This window comes from Rhodococcus sp. NyZ502 (genome assembly GCF_041464245.1).
In the GTDB taxonomy this organism is placed as follows: domain Bacteria; phylum Actinomycetota; class Actinomycetes; order Mycobacteriales; family Mycobacteriaceae; genus Rhodococcus_F; species Rhodococcus_F qingshengii.
The window spans coordinates 3,565,140-3,579,980 of record NZ_CP167155.1 but is presented as its reverse complement, the minus strand read 5'-3'; the positions used below and the strand labels follow the sequence as shown (position 1 = coordinate 3,579,980).

The 14,841-nt window shown below is 62.6% G+C and carries 17 protein-coding genes and 1 pseudogene; 9 read left to right on the top strand and 9 right to left on the bottom strand.

Annotated features, from left to right (window positions below):
* The first annotated feature begins 42 nt into the window (after positions 1-42).
* The 4 genes and pseudogenes from ACBG85_RS16445 to ACBG85_RS16430 form a co-directional block, all read left to right on the top strand.
* A complete protein-coding gene (locus ACBG85_RS16445) occupies positions 43-927 on the top strand; it encodes a metalloregulator ArsR/SmtB family transcription factor (protein ID WP_042921823.1) in 885 nt (294 codons plus the stop codon).
* Positions 928-991: 64 nt separating this feature from the next.
* Positions 992-1,378, top strand: coding sequence for a helix-turn-helix transcriptional regulator (locus ACBG85_RS16440; protein ID WP_030537016.1), 387 nt, complete (start codon positions 992-994; stop codon positions 1,376-1,378).
* Complete coding sequence (arsB, locus tag ACBG85_RS16435; protein WP_003941673.1) at positions 1,375-2,478, top strand: ACR3 family arsenite efflux transporter; 1,104 nt, start codon at positions 1,375-1,377, stop codon at positions 2,476-2,478. Before ACBG85_RS16440 ends, arsB begins: the two co-directional genes overlap by 4 nt.
* A pseudogene (locus tag ACBG85_RS16430) lies at positions 2,475-2,864 on the top strand (arsenate reductase ArsC); the annotation flags it as partial. The gene arsB and the pseudogene ACBG85_RS16430, both read left to right, overlap by 4 nt.
* On the opposite strand, the gene ACBG85_RS16425 reads toward ACBG85_RS16430, so the two are convergent.
* The 4 genes from ACBG85_RS16425 to ACBG85_RS16410 form a co-directional block, all read right to left on the bottom strand.
* Positions 2,863-3,189, bottom strand: a complete 327-nt coding sequence (locus tag ACBG85_RS16425; protein WP_230691664.1) for a VOC family protein — start codon at positions 3,187-3,189, stop codon at positions 2,863-2,865. The pseudogene ACBG85_RS16430 and the gene ACBG85_RS16425 sit on opposite strands and share 2 nt — an antisense overlap.
* A gap of 123 nt (positions 3,190-3,312) precedes the next feature.
* A complete protein-coding gene (locus tag ACBG85_RS16420; RefSeq protein ID WP_256082667.1) occupies positions 3,313-3,444 on the bottom strand; it encodes a hypothetical protein in 132 nt (43 codons plus the stop codon).
* Positions 3,441-4,031, bottom strand: a complete 591-nt coding sequence (locus tag ACBG85_RS16415; protein WP_003941800.1) for a TetR/AcrR family transcriptional regulator — start codon at positions 4,029-4,031, stop codon at positions 3,441-3,443. Before ACBG85_RS16415 ends, ACBG85_RS16420 begins: the two co-directional genes overlap by 4 nt.
* Before the next feature lie 52 nt (positions 4,032-4,083).
* Positions 4,084-6,096: an MFS transporter gene (locus ACBG85_RS16410; RefSeq protein ID WP_030537115.1), complete on the bottom strand. Its 2,013-nt coding sequence runs from the start codon at positions 6,094-6,096 to the stop codon at positions 4,084-4,086.
* 179 nt (positions 6,097-6,275) lie between these two features.
* Here ACBG85_RS16410 and ACBG85_RS16405 point away from each other — a divergent pair, with 179 nt between their 5' ends.
* The 3 genes from ACBG85_RS16405 to ACBG85_RS16395 are packed head-to-tail and all read left to right on the top strand — an operon-like array spanning position 6,276 to position 7,565.
* Positions 6,276-6,470, top strand: a complete 195-nt coding sequence (locus ACBG85_RS16405) for a DUF1918 domain-containing protein (RefSeq protein WP_003941743.1) — start codon at positions 6,276-6,278, stop codon at positions 6,468-6,470.
* Between the two features lie 57 nt (positions 6,471-6,527).
* Positions 6,528-7,151 carry a TetR/AcrR family transcriptional regulator gene (locus ACBG85_RS16400; protein ID WP_037129760.1) on the top strand — a complete coding sequence of 208 codons (624 nt, stop codon included), beginning with the start codon at positions 6,528-6,530 and terminating at the stop codon, positions 7,149-7,151.
* Positions 7,152-7,208: 57 nt separating this feature from the next.
* Positions 7,209-7,565 (top strand): PLD nuclease N-terminal domain-containing protein, encoded by a 357-nt coding sequence (locus tag ACBG85_RS16395; protein WP_003941757.1) that lies wholly within the window; start codon positions 7,209-7,211, stop codon positions 7,563-7,565.
* Between the two features lies 1 nt (position 7,566).
* On the opposite strand, the gene ACBG85_RS16390 is transcribed toward ACBG85_RS16395, so the two are convergent.
* The gene (locus ACBG85_RS16390) at positions 7,567-8,457 is read right to left on the bottom strand and encodes a LysR family transcriptional regulator (protein WP_063316133.1); all 891 of its coding nucleotides are present in this window, start codon (positions 8,455-8,457) and stop codon (positions 7,567-7,569) included.
* An 83-nt stretch (positions 8,458-8,540) separates the two neighbouring features.
* Between ACBG85_RS16390 and ACBG85_RS16385 the strand changes: the two genes are divergently transcribed.
* Positions 8,541-9,437: a DMT family transporter gene (locus ACBG85_RS16385; protein WP_042921816.1), complete on the top strand. Its 897-nt coding sequence runs from the start codon at positions 8,541-8,543 to the stop codon at positions 9,435-9,437.
* Between the two features lie 34 nt (positions 9,438-9,471).
* Here the strand turns inward: ACBG85_RS16385 and ACBG85_RS16380 are convergent, their stop codons facing one another.
* Positions 9,472-10,065 carry a TetR/AcrR family transcriptional regulator gene (locus ACBG85_RS16380; RefSeq protein ID WP_158646501.1) on the bottom strand — a complete coding sequence of 198 codons (594 nt, stop codon included), beginning with the start codon at positions 10,063-10,065 and terminating at the stop codon, positions 9,472-9,474.
* A 55-nt stretch (positions 10,066-10,120) separates the two neighbouring features.
* Between ACBG85_RS16380 and ACBG85_RS16375 the strand changes: the two genes are divergently transcribed.
* Positions 10,121-10,540: a PaaI family thioesterase gene (locus ACBG85_RS16375; RefSeq protein WP_230587613.1), complete on the top strand. Its 420-nt coding sequence runs from the start codon at positions 10,121-10,123 to the stop codon at positions 10,538-10,540.
* 18 nt (positions 10,541-10,558) lie between these two features.
* Here ACBG85_RS16375 and ACBG85_RS16370 read toward each other — a convergent pair whose 3' ends face one another.
* The 3 genes from ACBG85_RS16370 to treY form a co-directional block, all read right to left on the bottom strand.
* Positions 10,559-11,488, bottom strand: coding sequence for an NADP-dependent oxidoreductase (locus ACBG85_RS16370; protein WP_007733125.1), 930 nt, complete (start codon positions 11,486-11,488; stop codon positions 10,559-10,561).
* Positions 11,489-11,554: 66 nt separating this feature from the next.
* On the bottom strand, positions 11,555-12,367 hold the full coding sequence (locus ACBG85_RS16365) for a mycofactocin-coupled SDR family oxidoreductase (protein ID WP_007733124.1): 813 nt from the start codon (positions 12,365-12,367) through the stop codon (positions 11,555-11,557).
* Between the two features lie 94 nt (positions 12,368-12,461).
* On the bottom strand, positions 12,462-14,828 hold the full coding sequence (treY, locus tag ACBG85_RS16360) for a malto-oligosyltrehalose synthase (protein ID WP_007733123.1): 2,367 nt from the start codon (positions 14,826-14,828) through the stop codon (positions 12,462-12,464).
* Positions 14,829-14,841: the final 13 nt, after the last annotated feature.

The window sequence follows — 14,841 nt, the reverse complement described above, 5'->3', positions numbered from 1 at the left end:
TCAATGTAGGCAACCATCGACAGCTGTCGATATAATGGAGAGATGACTTCGCTGCAGACTCCGACGGTGCGAGTCGGCGATTCGGACCCGGATCAGATCCGTTCTTCCGTCCTCGCGCAGGGCGATGCCGATACCTACGCCCAGTGGTTCGCCTGCCTTGCCGAGCCGATGCGCGTCCGATTGCTTCACCGGGTAGCGAGCGCGGTCGGTGGTATTACCGTCGGAGCGCTCGCCGAGGCGTTGGGGATCGGGCAACCGACGGTGTCGCACCACCTGCGCAAGCTCGCCGATGTGGGTTTTGTGACCATGCGTAAGGAAGGGACGAGCACGGTCGTCGCGATGAGTCCGACGTGTTGCGTTGCCTTGCCGCAGGCGGCGGATGTGGTGATGGGAGTCCTTGCTCCGCGTCCGTGCTGCCCGAGTGATCTGCCCGACGATGTCTCTGTCCGGGCCATGATCGACGACGACTGGGATGCGGTTCGCCGTATTTACGGCGAGGGTATCGACACCCGAAATGCCACCTTTGCCGCTGAGGTCCCCTCGCGTGAGCATCTCCACGAACGGTGGCTGCCGCAGCATCGATGGGTGGCGACTGTCGGGGGTGTTGTTGTCGGATGGGCTGCGTTGAGTCCGGTTTCCGAGCGTGACTGCTACCGCGGGGTTGCCGAGAACTCCGTGTACGTTGCGGACGGCATGCGTGGTCGTGGCGTCGGAAAGGCGTTGTTGCGCAAGCAAGTCATGGCCGCCGACGCCGACGGACTCTGGACTCTGCAGACGTCGATGTTCCCGGAGAACCGTGCCTCCATCTCGCTCCATCATTCGGCCGGGTTTCGAACGGTCGGCCTTCGCGAGAAGATCGCCGAACTCGACGGCGTGTGGCGCGACACTGTTCTGCTCGAGCGTCGAACGGCGATCGCCGAGGGATGAGTCCGGGATCCGGCTGACCGGATGCCCGATTGCGCGTTGATTCGATATCTGTCAATATCGAAGAATGTCGAATCAAGAGCTGCCGGATTCCGAGGCTTGCTGCACCCCGCTCGTTCGTGAACCGTTGACCGAGGATTGGGCCGGCGACTTGTCTCGGATGTTCAAGGCCCTCGGCGATCCGGTTCGTCTCCGCTTGCTCAGCTTGGTGGCAAGTCACGAGGGTGGTGAAGCCTGCGTCTGCGACATCTCCGACTCGTTCGATCTGTCTCAGCCGACTATCTCGCATCACCTCAAGGTGTTGCGCCAGGCCGGGTTACTCGATTGTGAACGACGCGGGACCTGGGTGTACTACTGGGTTATTCCGGCTGCGCTGCAACAGCTTTCCGCCGTTCTACTGGTTGAAGGTACGAGCGTGAGTGTCGCGGACGCGTGCGTAGAGGTCACCGCATGAGCAACACCGCTGCCACCACCGAACACCCCGAAGTCGTCGGAAAACTCTCCACCCTCGACCGCTATCTGGCGGTCTGGATCGGCGTGGCCATGGTCGTCGGCCTGCTGGTTGGACGCTGGATCCCCGGTGTGAACACTGCCCTGGACAAGGTGCAGATCGACGGCATCTCGCTACCGATCGCCCTCGGTCTGCTGATCATGATGTACCCGGTCCTGGCGAAGGTCCGCTACGACCGCCTCGACACAGTCACCGGGGACAAGAAACTCCTCGCCGGCTCCCTGTTCCTGAACTGGGTTCTCGGCCCGGCGCTGATGTTCGCCCTCGCCTGGCTGTTTCTGCCTGACCTGCCGGAATACCGAACCGGTTTGATCATCGTCGGTCTCGCTCGCTGCATCGCGATGGTGATCATCTGGAACGACCTGGCCTGCGGAGACCGCGAAGCCGCCGCGGTGCTGGTCGCCATCAATTCGGTGTTCCAGGTGATCATGTTCGCCGTGCTCGGTTGGTTCTACCTCTCGGTCCTGCCCGGGTGGCTCGGCCTCGAACAGACCACCATCGACACCTCGCCCTGGCAGATTGCGAAATCGGTCCTGATCTTCCTCGGTATCCCGCTGCTGGCAGGTTTTCTGTCCCGCTTCTTCGGCGAACGCGCCAAAGGCCGCGACTGGTACGACAACAAGTTCATCCCCAAGATCAGCCCCTGGGCGCTCTACGGTCTGCTGTTCACCATCGTCGTGCTCTTCTCGATGCAGGGCGAACAGATCACCTCCCAGCCTTGGGATGTCGTCCGGATCGCGCTGCCCTTGCTCGCGTACTTCGCGCTCATGTGGGGCGGAGGCTACATCCTCGGCGCCGCAATCGGATTGGGCTATGAACGCACCACGACCCTGGCGTTCACCGCCGCGGGCAACAACTTCGAACTCGCGATCGCGGTAGCCATCGCCACCTACGGCGCCACCTCGGGGCAAGCTCTTGCCGGTGTCGTCGGCCCGCTGATCGAGGTACCGGTGCTCGTCGGGCTGGTCTATGTCTCCCTTGCTCTACGCAAACGCTTTGCAGTCGAAGAGGTTTCATCCAGTCGAGAAAGAGCGAGGTCATGAGCAAACCATCGGTGTTGTTCGTCTGCGTCCACAATGCCGGTCGATCTCAGATGGCCGCGGGATTCCTGAGCCATCTCGCAGGCGACGCCATCGAGGTCCGTTCCGCCGGATCCGGACCCGCCGAGACCGTCAATTCGGCAGCGGTCGAGGCGATGGCAGAGCGCGGTATCGACATCTCAGCGCAGTCTCCGAAGATCCTCACTGTCGACGCCGTCCAGGATTCGGATGTCGTCATCACCATGGGCTGCGGCGACACGTGCCCGATCTTCCCCGGCAAGAGTTACCGAGACTGGGTTCTCGACGACCCGGCCGGACAGGGCCTTGAAGCAGTTCGCCCGATCTGTGACGAAATCGAGCGTCGCGTTCAAGCCTTGATCGACGAACTCACGCAGATTCGCCAGGCATTGACCACGGCGACAGATTCGGACCCGCCAGACACAAACAGAACGGATGACCAGCGGGATCGAGTAGAACGCGGCAACGCTCCGGCGCGTTCTGCCGGCTACCGATTTGAGCACCGAGGCTGACAGCTTGCTCCTGTGCGATGTCCAGATCATCGACCACTAAATCCAGATGAATCTGCTTCGGTATTGCAGCCATCGGCCACGTGCTCGGGCGGTGTTCGTCGATGCGGATTGCGGTGATCTGGCCACCGCCTGTGCTGACGGTCGCAAACTTCTCAGTGTTGTACGTGATTTCGCCGCCCAGCATATTTCGCCAGAATTCCGCAAGGCGTTGTGGATCACTGCAATCGAGGGTGATCGATCCCAAGCGAGCTACAGGCATGGTCTCGACGCTACAGAATGCCTTGCTTCGGCTTCCTTTGCGGAGGCGTCATTCGTCGGTGGGCTCGATGTGTTCGGCACCGAGGACGGAGAGTCGGTATTCCTGTGCGTCCTGCTCGGTTTCGAAATCTTTCTCTTCGAGGAGATTCCGGTCGGCGTCGAGGTATCGGTAAGTAGTCATTCCTCCACCGTGTCACTGATGAACGATTCGTGCTCGGATACCGGTTCGATTTCGTCGACGGCTATTTGAATCAGCCTTCCGTAGCGCCGGATCAGATCCTCCGACGACAGTGAATCCTCACCGAGGAGTTCGAGCGTCCGCATGCCGGTGGCCAGTCCGAGCAGCAGTGAGACGACGATCTGGCTGCGTACCAAACCGGGCTCCGTGTCGCCGATGCGGCGCGCGATCCCGTGAACGTATCGTTGCTTGATCTCGGCCCGAGCGGCGGCCGGATCTGGCGCCTCGTGAACGTGTACTGCGAGCATTGCCCACGGATCGGTTTCGTCGGATTCTCTACGAGCGACAAGTTTCTCGACCAGTTGACAGCCGATGTCTCCGGTGGCGTCGGCATTCGGATCCTCGTCCATCGGAGGTGCGGACGGGATCGCAGCCGAGTACAGCCGAGCTTTGCTGCCGTAGATCTTCATGACCAGGGCAGGGGAGTAGCCGGCTGCGACCGCGATGTCCTTGATGGTCGTCGATGCGTAACCTCGTTCCGCGAACAAGGCTTTCGCTGCTGTGAGGATGCTGGCTTCGCCGCTGCTCATGTCGCTCGCCTCGATACCCGATCGCCATGCGTTCGGTTGCTCGTACTGGCGTTCATACTGTCGTCAACGGCTCGGCATCGACGGGTACGTCGAAATCGACGACGGTGGACTGCGCGATGACCGCTATCTGACGAGCCAATGTGCCGTGTCCGCTCTCGGTCAGCGCGGTCAGGATGTACCGGCCGGATGTCGGGAGCGCGATTCCGTAGTGCCCGGTTCCGTCGGTGACGGTGGATGCGACGAATTCGCCGGTCGGTTTCGTGAGCGTGACGACGGTTCCCGAGGTTGTTCGGCCGCCGACTCCGACCTTGCCGGAGATGGTGAGGCGGTCACCGAGTTCGACGGTGTGCGTCGATTGCGCGCTGTCGAAAGCGATCACCTGCGACCGAGGGGACCAGCCGTCGGCACTCGTCACTACCAAATACCGTCCGGGCCGGGGTAGGGCGAGGGAAAAGTTGCCCTCGTTGTCGGCGCGACTCCAATCGATCGGTCGACCCTCCATGTCCATCACGGTGACAACGGCCTGCCGGATCGGTCGGCTGTCGGCCCGGATCACACGACCGGCAACCACAATTTCCGTTTCGGACACGGCGGCGTCGGGAAGCTCGAACCCTTCCGGGGTCACCGGGCGAAGTGCCGCTTCCGGTTTTGCGCCGCGGCGAGGAATGAACGCAGCGGCAGCGGCAGCAGCCACGGCGGCGAGGGCGGCCAGCCAGAAGATGTTCTTGAAGGCGTCGATCGACGGAAGGCCCTCGCCCGGCCCGGACGGGATGACCATCGACGTGAGCATGGCGGCAACCACCGCGCTGGACGTGGAAGTACCGACTGAGCGGAGCAGCGAATTGAGGCCGTTTGCCGACGCGGTTTCGGTAATCGGAACCGATCGCATGATCAGCATCGGCATCGCGGAGTAGGCAATTGCGGTTCCGATGCTGACCACCGCCGCGCTGATGATGATCAGTGCTATCGAACCGGTCAGGAACACTCGCGCGATGTAGGCGAGCGCGAGCACCGTGCCGCCGACGATCAGGGTGATCTTGGCTCCGAATCGCTTCGTGATGTTCGCGGAGACGGGCGCGAAGAAGACCATCGCGAGGCCTGCCGGAATCATGCACAGTCCGGCCGCCATCACGCCCAGTTCGAAGCCGTAGCCGGAGATCTTCGGCATCTGAAGTTGTTGGGTGGTGGAGAGGTTGTTCGCGTACATCGAGAAGCCGACGAGGATCGAGGCGACGTTGGTCAGCAGAACAGGCCGCTTGGCCGACGTTCGTAGATCGACCATCGGCTGGGTGACGCGGAGTTCGTAAGGGAACCACAATGCGAGAGTCACGATTCCGATGACGAACATCAGCAATGTCAGTTCGCTCGTCCATCCCCAACGGGCGCCCTTGGAGATGGCGAGGAGGATCGCCGTGAGTGCTGTCGAGAGCATGACCGCGCCCAGGAAGTCGAATTTGCCGCGGGTACGAACACTCGATTCCGGGACGACGACGGCTACCGCGATGATCAGCAGGACGCCCACGATCGCCGAGAGCCAGAAGATGGCGGGCCAGCCCAGATGCTCGAAGATCAACCCGGACAGCGGGAGCCCGAGTGCGCTGCCGATTCCGAGAGTGGCACTCATCAACGCTGTTGCCGACGCCACCTTCTCCTTGGGCAGTTCGTCGCGCATGATGCTGATTCCGACGGGGATCATCGAGATCGCGAAGCCCTGGAGACCACGTCCGATCAGCAGGGCGACAAAGTTGCCGCCGATCGCCGCCACCAGTGATCCGACCACGATCATCGTCATCGAGATCAGCATCATGCGTCGTTTTCCGAACATGTCTGCCAGGCGGGAGACGATCGGAGTGGCGACGGCACTCGTGAGGAGCGTGACGGTGACGAGCCAGGAGGCGTCGTCAGCGCTGACGCCGAGGATCTTCGGGAAATCGGGCAACAACGGAATGACCATCGTTTGTTGCAGCGCGACCACGGTGCCGGAAAGACAGAGAATTGCGGTAATGAGCCGACTTGAACGGCGAGTGGTCGGAGACGAGTGCAATGCCAAGAGACGGTCCTTCACGCGGCGATGGTGAACGGGAATTCACCGATGAGTGAACCACTGTTCACCCGTCACTGTCATCTTCGGTGAATATGCGATTTCTCACGACGGCAACTCGCCCCAGGGTTTCCGAGTCGGCATGGCGGGAACAACGTCAGTGGTTGGTCTGCGCCTGCGCGAGCGGGCAGCGAGGAGGAGTGATGCATGCCGAAGTGGGTGACCGTCTCCACGTCCAGGGGCGCGTGGTGGGGCAGGCGGAGGTAACTGCCGAGGTTCTCGAGGTGCACGGCGAGGACGGCGGTCCTCCCTATCTGGTCAGGTACGACAACGGCCACGAGGCGTTGGTGTTTCCCGGTAGCGACGGCTGGATAGATCACCCCGGAAAAGGCTCCTGAGCTGCACGATTCTTTCCATGCATGGTCGTTGCATCGAATGCGGCTAAAGTGTGCGCAATGGAGGGCAGACGCCAGTACCACTCCCGCGTGCGTGAAGCTTCCGCGCAGCGAACGCGTGAACTCATTCGTGATGCGGCGACGGCCTTGTTTGTTCGAGACGGGTATGTCAGTGCCACCGTCAAGCAGATTGCCGCCTCGGCCGGCGTCGCCGATCGGACGGTGTTCACAGCCTTCCCTGGCGGGAAACTCGAGATCTTCGAAGCGGCCCTCGCTGCGGCGCTCGATGCCGAAGAGGTTCCACTCGGCGCGCCGAACCTGGCCGCGGACCCCGATGACGTTCGCCGGATCGTCTCCCAGATCGTGGCTCAGGGCATCGGACTGCTCGAACGTGCCGGCGCTCTGATGATGGTCGCGGTCGAATCCTCGGGTGCGGATGCCGACATGCGTCGACTATCCGAGGAGTCGTCGGATCAGTCGGCCGTCAATGCGATGTCGATAGCCGAGGGTCTCTCCGAGCATGGCTTGTTGAGGCCTGAGATTTCGCTCGAGAAAGCTGCGGGCATACTTGCCGCTTTCGTCTCGCCTCAGCTTCATCAGCAATTGCGTCGGGTCAGTGGATGGGACGTCGATGCGTACCGAGGATGGCTCGAGTTCAACATTCGCCAGAATCTAATGTACTAATTGGTCTGTTTTCGTTAGCATGGCGAGGGTTTTTTATTCTCGGGAGGAATCGCCAGCGTGCCCTATGCCTTGTTCGGCCTCATCACGATGTTGCTGTGGATTTTCTGCATCGTCGACGCCATCACGAGAGATGACGCCTACATCCAGTACCTACCCAAGGTCGTCTGGATTCTGATCATCATCTTCCTTCCTACTTTGGGATCGGTTCTGTGGCTGGTGGTCGGGCGCGGACAGAACGCGCCCCGCGGATACGTCGGCCCAACCGGGTACGGCGAATACGAGCGCCCGGGACGTGCCGTTGCGCAGGATCCGGCGGCGGACGAAGCCTTCTTGCGTCAGTGCCGCGAACGGGCGGAAGAGCAGCGTCGAATTGCCAAGCAGCAGCGCCGCGACGGCGACGCTGATCGGATGTGAGTTATCGGTAGGCCGTGAGTCGGTCCAACACGAGCCGAAGCGGCGGCCACGACGATCGGCCGCGACGCGTCACCGCATAGGCAGTGAGGATGACGGGCGGATCGACGAGTGGTTCGACGCGCACGCCTTCGCGAGTCTTGCGTTCGAGCGGCATCAGCCCCACGCCGTAACCACTGAGGATCAAGAGTTCGACCAAGTCGAGACTGTCGATCTGGTGAGTGATCCGAGGGGTGAACCCGGCCAGCGACGCGAGGGTTCGCACAGCGCGCTCGTCTGCCGTGTTGCGTGAGTTCACTATCCATGACGTGTCGGCGAAGGCGCGGAGATCGATTCCGGATTCTGTGGACTTGTCGGGAGCTTTGGCGTCGCCGGGAACACACAGTCCCCATGGCGTCGACCAGAGCGGAATTGCTTCGAGTAGTGGGCTCGGCGACGCGGGGGCAAGGTTGTAGTCGTACGTCAGTGCGAGGTCTAGATCGTCGCGTTCGAGGAGTGCAAAAGCCTCGACGGGTTCGTATTCGTAGATCATCACGTCCACCTGCGGGTGACTGCGTTGCAGGCTTCGAGCGACGGGGAGCATCGCGGTTCTGATCGCAGTTGCGAATCCGCCGACTCGCAGGGTCCCCACCGGTTCCGCGTCCGGATCGAGGTCCAGGCGAGCTGCATCGACGGCTGCCAGGATGGTGACGGCATGATCGGCCAGTCGTTGACCGGCCGGCGTCAGCCGCACCCGGCGACCGTCGGGCTCGATCAGTGCGGTACCGGTCTCCGCGGTCAAGGCCGCGAGTTGTTGGGACACGGTCGACGTCGTGAGGTTGTGCGCTTCGGCGACCGCACGCATCGAACCCAAGCGGGAGAGTTCGAGGAGGAGATGGAGTCGACGGGTTTCCATCCTTCGATCATTCACTAATCGTGAACATAATGTAGGTCAAAATCGCGTGGACACGAACGGTTGGCCTCCCGTTCAATTCAGCTATGGATACGAAAGCGCGGGCCGGAGTGGGCCTGGCTGTTTTGGCGATGTTGTGCGTGCAGCTCGGGCTCGCCGTGTCGGTGGGCCTGATCGATCAGCTCGGCGCAGACGGAGCGGCGTGGCTACGACTCGCCTGGGCAGGCATCATTCTTCTGATCATCGTCAGGCCCCGCCCTTCGGCGTTCACTCGCAAGGCGTTTCTGGCTTGCGTGGTTCTGGGTGTGGTCACCGCAGGCATGACGCTCCTGTTCATGGCAGCGGTGGAGCGCCTTCCGCTGGGAACAGCAAGCGCATTGGAATTCTTGGGTCCGCTGACGGTTGCATTGCTCCGGGGGCGTGGCCGTGTTCTGTGGCCGGTTCTGGCAGGCGTGGGCGTCGTGCTTCTCACCGAACCATGGGCCGGGACAGTCGATCTGGTCGGTGTGGCGTACGCACTCGGTGCGGCGCTCTGCTGGGCGATGTACATTTTGCTCACCCAGCGCGTCGGCGACGAGGTTGCCGGTATCAACGGGCTGGCGGTGTCGATGGCGGTAGCCGGGTTGGCCGCGACAATTGCCGTAGGCCACTCGGCTATCGGGCGGCTGACTCCGCATCTGATTCTCGTGGGCCTCGGACTCGCGATCTTGCTGCCCGTCGTGCCGTTCGTTCTGGAGATGGTCTCGTTGCGAAGGCTGTCCACGGCGGCGTTCGGCACGCTGATGAGTCTCGAGCCTGCTTTCGCGCAGCTTATCGGTCTGGTTGTGCTGCAACAGGTTCCGAGTGTTCTGGCCGTGGCAGGTATCGCGTGCGTCGTCGTCGCAGGGATCGGCGCGGCTCGCGGTGGTGCTCGAGGTGGCGCCCGGAAGCCGACTGAGCCACCCTCCGATTCCGAGCGAACGTACCTTTCGGCGCCTTCATGAGACCGAGAGTGCCGTTCGCTCAGGTCGCGTTCGCTCAGTGCGAGTGCGCCGCGGCGATTGCTCCGTCGAACACGTCGGCGACCTCGCCGAGGGAGTCGAGAATCGGCTGACCGGATCGTTCGACGCGAGCCCGCACCAGCGAGCCCTCGAGCGCGGACACTGCAAGGACGGCAAGCCGTTCCGCTCGCGCACGTCCGACCCCGGACGCGATCAGTGTGTCGCGCATTAGCGAAGTCCACTGTCGATACACCGCCTGTCCGGCGGCTGTCACGCTCTCCGAATCGGGGGCAAGTTCCAACAACACCGTCGTGATCGGCGAGCCTTCGTGGAAATCCGAATCGCTCACCCATCCGGCGAGCAACCGCGCGTACTCGCGCAGCAGCGACCCGGCGTCCGATTGGCTGTCGGCGAGTTCGGTCAGGGTGTCGGTGACCAACTGCCCGCCGACGCGGACGACCTCTTCGCCGATCTGCTCTTTGCCGCCGGGAAAGTAGTGGTAGAGCGAACCTTTCGGCGCCCCGCTCGACTTGAGGATCTCGTTGAGGCCCGTTGCCGCATACCCCTGGCGGCGAAACAGATCGGCCGCAGCTCGTACGAGTGCTTCGCGGTGTTTCGGGGGAGTCGCCACGAGTTGGAGCTTAAACACCCCAGCGATCCACCACAATATATGTAGACTGGTCTACATGGGAAATTCTGAAATGCTCGAACAGTTGCGCGCGGTCAACGCCTCGGCGGCCTTCAACCGGTGGGCCGGATTCGAAGTCACGGAGGCCGAACCGGGTCGCGTTTGTCTGCGGCTCGAATGGCGTGAGGATCTGGGCCAGTACTCGGGACACCTGCACGCTGCGCTCGTGGCGGGACTCGTCGACACCGCGTGCGGATTTGCTGCTTTCACCCAGGTAGGTGTCGTGGCGGCGTCCAACTGCGCGGTCAATTTCGTGAGTCCGGGCGTCGGAACCGCATTTGTCGCTACGGCGCGCTCGGTCAAGGCCGGGCGCAAGCAGGTGTTCGTCACTGCCGAGGTACATGCCGAACGCGAAGGCGAATCGGTGCTCGTCGCGTTCGGCACCACCCTGTTGGTTCCACTCGCCCCTAAGGCCTAGGCAAGACAGAGCTGAAGGTCACGGAACGAGGATGAACTTTCCCGCGGGGTGCGAACTCTGCAACTCGGTGTGAGCGAGTGCCACGTCCGCTAGCGGGAAGGTCTTGGCGATCTTCACGATGAGGTGTCCGGAACCGGCTTGTTCGACAAGTTCGGATCGAGCCTTCAAACGCGCTTCCGCACTTGCCGGATTGCCTCCGCCGACGGAAGCGAAGCCGTCGGTCTGGGCGCGTCCGAACGCGACGATGGTGACGATGCGACTCTTGTCGGTGACCAAAGCCAGAGATGCATCGACGGCTTCGTCCGTTCCGGCGGTGTCGAACGCCGCATCGACGCCGTTCGGCGCGAGTTCACGGACACGCGCTTCGAGGCCGTGGCCGTAGAGCACAGGCGTGGCGCCGAGCGAGCGCACGTAATCCTGATTCGAGGCTCCCGCAGTGCCGATCACCGTAGCTCCGCGACCAACTGCCAGCTGAACAGCGATCGCGCCGACGCCGCCGGACGCGCCGTGGATGAGAACGGTGTCGCCGGAACCGACCCGAATGGTGTCGAGGGCGTCGACTGCAGTTCCGCCGACCAGAAGGAGGCCGGCTGCCTGTTCCCACCTGATGCCTGCGGGCTTCGCGGTGACAGAGGAGACCGGCACGACTACTTGTTCGGAGTAGAGGCCGTTGCCGGGGCTGACGATCACTTCGTCGCCGACGTTCACATTTGTGACGCCGTCGCCGACAGCCGAGACGACGCCCGCTGCCTCGCCGCCGAGGCGGATGGGAAGTTTCTCGGGGTCGGTGCCGAAAGCGCCGCTGTAGAGCTTGAAGTCGAAGGGATTGACGCCGATCGCCTTCACGTCGACCAGGACTTCACCTGATTTCGGTGCCGGTAAATCGACGTCCACCAGCTTCAGGACCTCGGGCGTGCCGTACGTCTGCGCTACAACAGTTTTGGTCATGTCTCGCGCAACCGTCCTCGGGGAAGCGATATTCCCCGAGGACGGGAAAAACTCGAGAAGATTCGATCAGCGGATCAGGGTGCCCAGATCGAGCGGCATCGCGATGCCGGTGATGTGATGGGCCTCGTCGGAACCGAGGAACGCGACGGCGGCGGCGATGTCCTCCGGCTGGCTGACCGGGTCGGGCAAGGTCTGCATGAAGATCGGACCGAGTGTGTGGGCGTTGGCGTCGATGAGCGGCCGCATGTCCGTCATCTGCATTCCGGTTTCCACGCCGTGTGGGTGGATGGTGTTGACCCGAATGTTGTACTGCCCCAACTCCGAGGCCATCGTCTTGGCCAGACCGGTGATGCCGTGTTTGCTCGCGACGTAATGGCCGAGGAAGGGGAGGCCGCGCAGGCCGGCGACGGAGCTGGTGAAGATGATCGAGCCACCGGTGCCTTGCTTGATCAGGTGCGGGATCGCTGCCTTGGCGGTGTGGAAGACGCCGGTCAGGTTGACGTCGAGCGTTTCCTGCCACTGCTCGGGCGTGATTTCCCAGGACATGTTGGCAGAACAGATTCCGGCGTTCGCGACGACGACGTCAAGTCGCCCCAATTCGTCGATGCCGGCCGCGAGCGCCGCGGACAGCGCAGAGAAGTCGCGAACGTCGGTCTTGGTAGCGACAATTCGACGGTCCAGGGCCTTGACCAGTTCGACTGTCTCGGCCAGGTCGTCGTCGGTGGCGCCGGCATACGACGTGGATTCGAATTGAACACACGCGTCGACGGCGATGATGTCTGCGCCCTCTTCTGCCAGCCGGACAGCTTCGGCGCGCCCCTGACCACGGGCGGCTCCGGTGATGAAGGCAACTTTTCCGGTGAATCGACTGGCGGCCATGCTCAAACCTCCGACTAGTGGTGATGATCTGCTCTTCGGAAGTTAGCGCGACGAAGTTCTTTTCGGGGGTGAATGCCCAGTCAGCGGAAACTGCTCAGCGCACCCTGGTCAACAGGGCACATGGCCCGGCAGCGAAGATGTCCCGCGCATCCGAAGACAAGACGGGTTGTCCGCTCAGTGCGTCGACCCATTCGCCATCTGGCAGGTCCACTCGCGTATCTCTCCAACCGTGCGACGAGAGTCTGAGCGAATGTCGCGTCGCCAGAGCAACGACCATAGGCGGATCACCCGCCGGGCCGCGCGAGAAGCCGACCAGATGACCGGATCCGGAACCTGAAGCGAAGACCGGCCGGTACTCACCGTGATCGAACCACGAGGGGTTCTCCCGCCGCAGTGTCAGTGCCGTGCGAACGAGGTGCAACTTTGCGGTTCCTGTTGCGTCGATCGGCGCGGCGCCGGAATCGAGCAGTGATCGCCTCGTTCCGTAGTCGACAAGCCGCCGGTTGTCCGGATCGACCAACGAGTCCTCCCACAGCTCAGTGCCCTGGTAGACGTCGGGAACGCCGGGCCCGAGAAGTTGGAGCAGCTTTTGGCCCAGAGAGTCCGACCAGCCGTGACGCGCGATCCTGCCGACGAATTCGCTGACCGAATCACCGACCGGGCCGTCGATCACCTCGTCGATCCAGCGGTGCACTGCCGACTCGAAGTCGACGTCCGGATCGTTCCAGGAAGTTCTGGCGCCGGACTCGCGGACGGCTTTCTCCGCATAGGCGTGCAAACGCTCGCGCAGCTCTGGAACCGAGGCTGCCGAGCGGCCGTCCGCCGGCCACACACCGATGATGTTCTGCCACAAGAACAATCCGGTAAGCGGATCAGGGCTGGGGCACACGTCTTCCCACTCGCGAATCAGCCGGGCCCACAGCGTCGGCACCTGAGACACAACACCGATCCGTGCCCGCACGTCCTCGCCGCGTTTGGTGTCGTGAGTGGACAGACTCGTCATCGCGCGCGGCCACCGCTTCGCTCGGTCCGCGTTGTGGAGATGGAATTCGGCGACGGAGACGGCAAGCGATGCCGGGTTGCCGCCGACTTCCTGACGTGAGACCAGGCGCGCCGTCCGATAGAAGAGTCGATCTTCGACGGACTTGGCCATGACAGCGCCACACACCTGCTGGAAGCGAACTGAGGCTTCACCGCTGTTCACCAGGGATTGCGCCAACACGTTGAACGATGGTTCATGTCCGGGAGCCAATTCGTGCATGTCGCCGACGATCCGAGCGGCCAAACCGGCGAGGGGACTGTAGTCGGATCGGTACACCGGCATCCGAGCGATCGCGACGACAACTGCGTCGTTCAGTTCGGTCTCACTGCAACGACTTCCGGTTTCGCGTCGGATTGCACGTACGAGCCTGCGAACCTCCGGTGCCAGGTCACCGCGCCCGGTGTCGCGTTTGAACTGACGTTCGGTGTGATGCAACCACGTACTGTCCCCGTCGTCGCCGGTCAGATCTGCCGAGAGTTCGGTCAATTCGAGTTCGGCGGCGGGATCGACGAAAACGCCGCCCAGCTGATTGAGGGCGTCGTATCCGGTGGTGCCGTCGATCGGGAGCATCGGATCGAGTGGTTCCGTATGGCCGAGGATCTTTTCGATCACGAGCCACTGATCTGGTCCGATCAGTTCTCGCAGGCGCCCGAGATATTCCGCCGGATTCGCGAGTCCGTCCGGATGATCGATGCGAACGCCGTCGATCAGTCCTTCGTCGACCCACGACTTCACTTGCCGATGGCAGAGTTCGAAGACTTGGGGGTCCTCCTGGCGCAGCGCAGCGAGTTCGTTGACGGCAAAGAACCGTCGGTAGTTGACGATCCCGGCGTTCCACGGTACGAGTCGGTACGACTGCCTGGAGTGCACCTCCTGTGGAGATCCGAATTCAGTACCGGCAGCGATGGGGAAGCGGTGCTCGTAGAACGCGAGAAGTGTTTCCTCGCCATCTTTCTCGACAGTCAGTGCGTCGAGATCGTCCGGGCTGCCCAGTACCGGGAGTGAGAGTTTGCCGTCGGCGCCGTTGGCTCCGTTGTCCTCGGCCCAATCGATGTCGAAGAAATGCGCGTACTCCGACGACTGCCCGTGCGTGAGAACGTCCCACCACCAAGCATTTTCGCGAGGTTTGGCGACACCGACATGGTTGGGGACCAGATCGACGATCAGGCCCATCCCACGTGATCGAACGGCGCGCGAGAGCTCCACCAGGGCCTCGCGGCCACCAAGTCCTTCGGACACGGTTGTCGGATCGGTGACGTCGTAGCCGTGCGTCGATCCGGACGTTGCCGTGAGGATGGGGGAGAGATAGAGATGTGAGACCCCCAATGCCTCGAAGTAGTCCACCTGTGCGGCCGCATCACGAAGAGTGAATGCATCCGGTCGCAACTGCAGTCGGTAGGTGCTGGTTATCGGGGCCATGTGCACGTCTCCC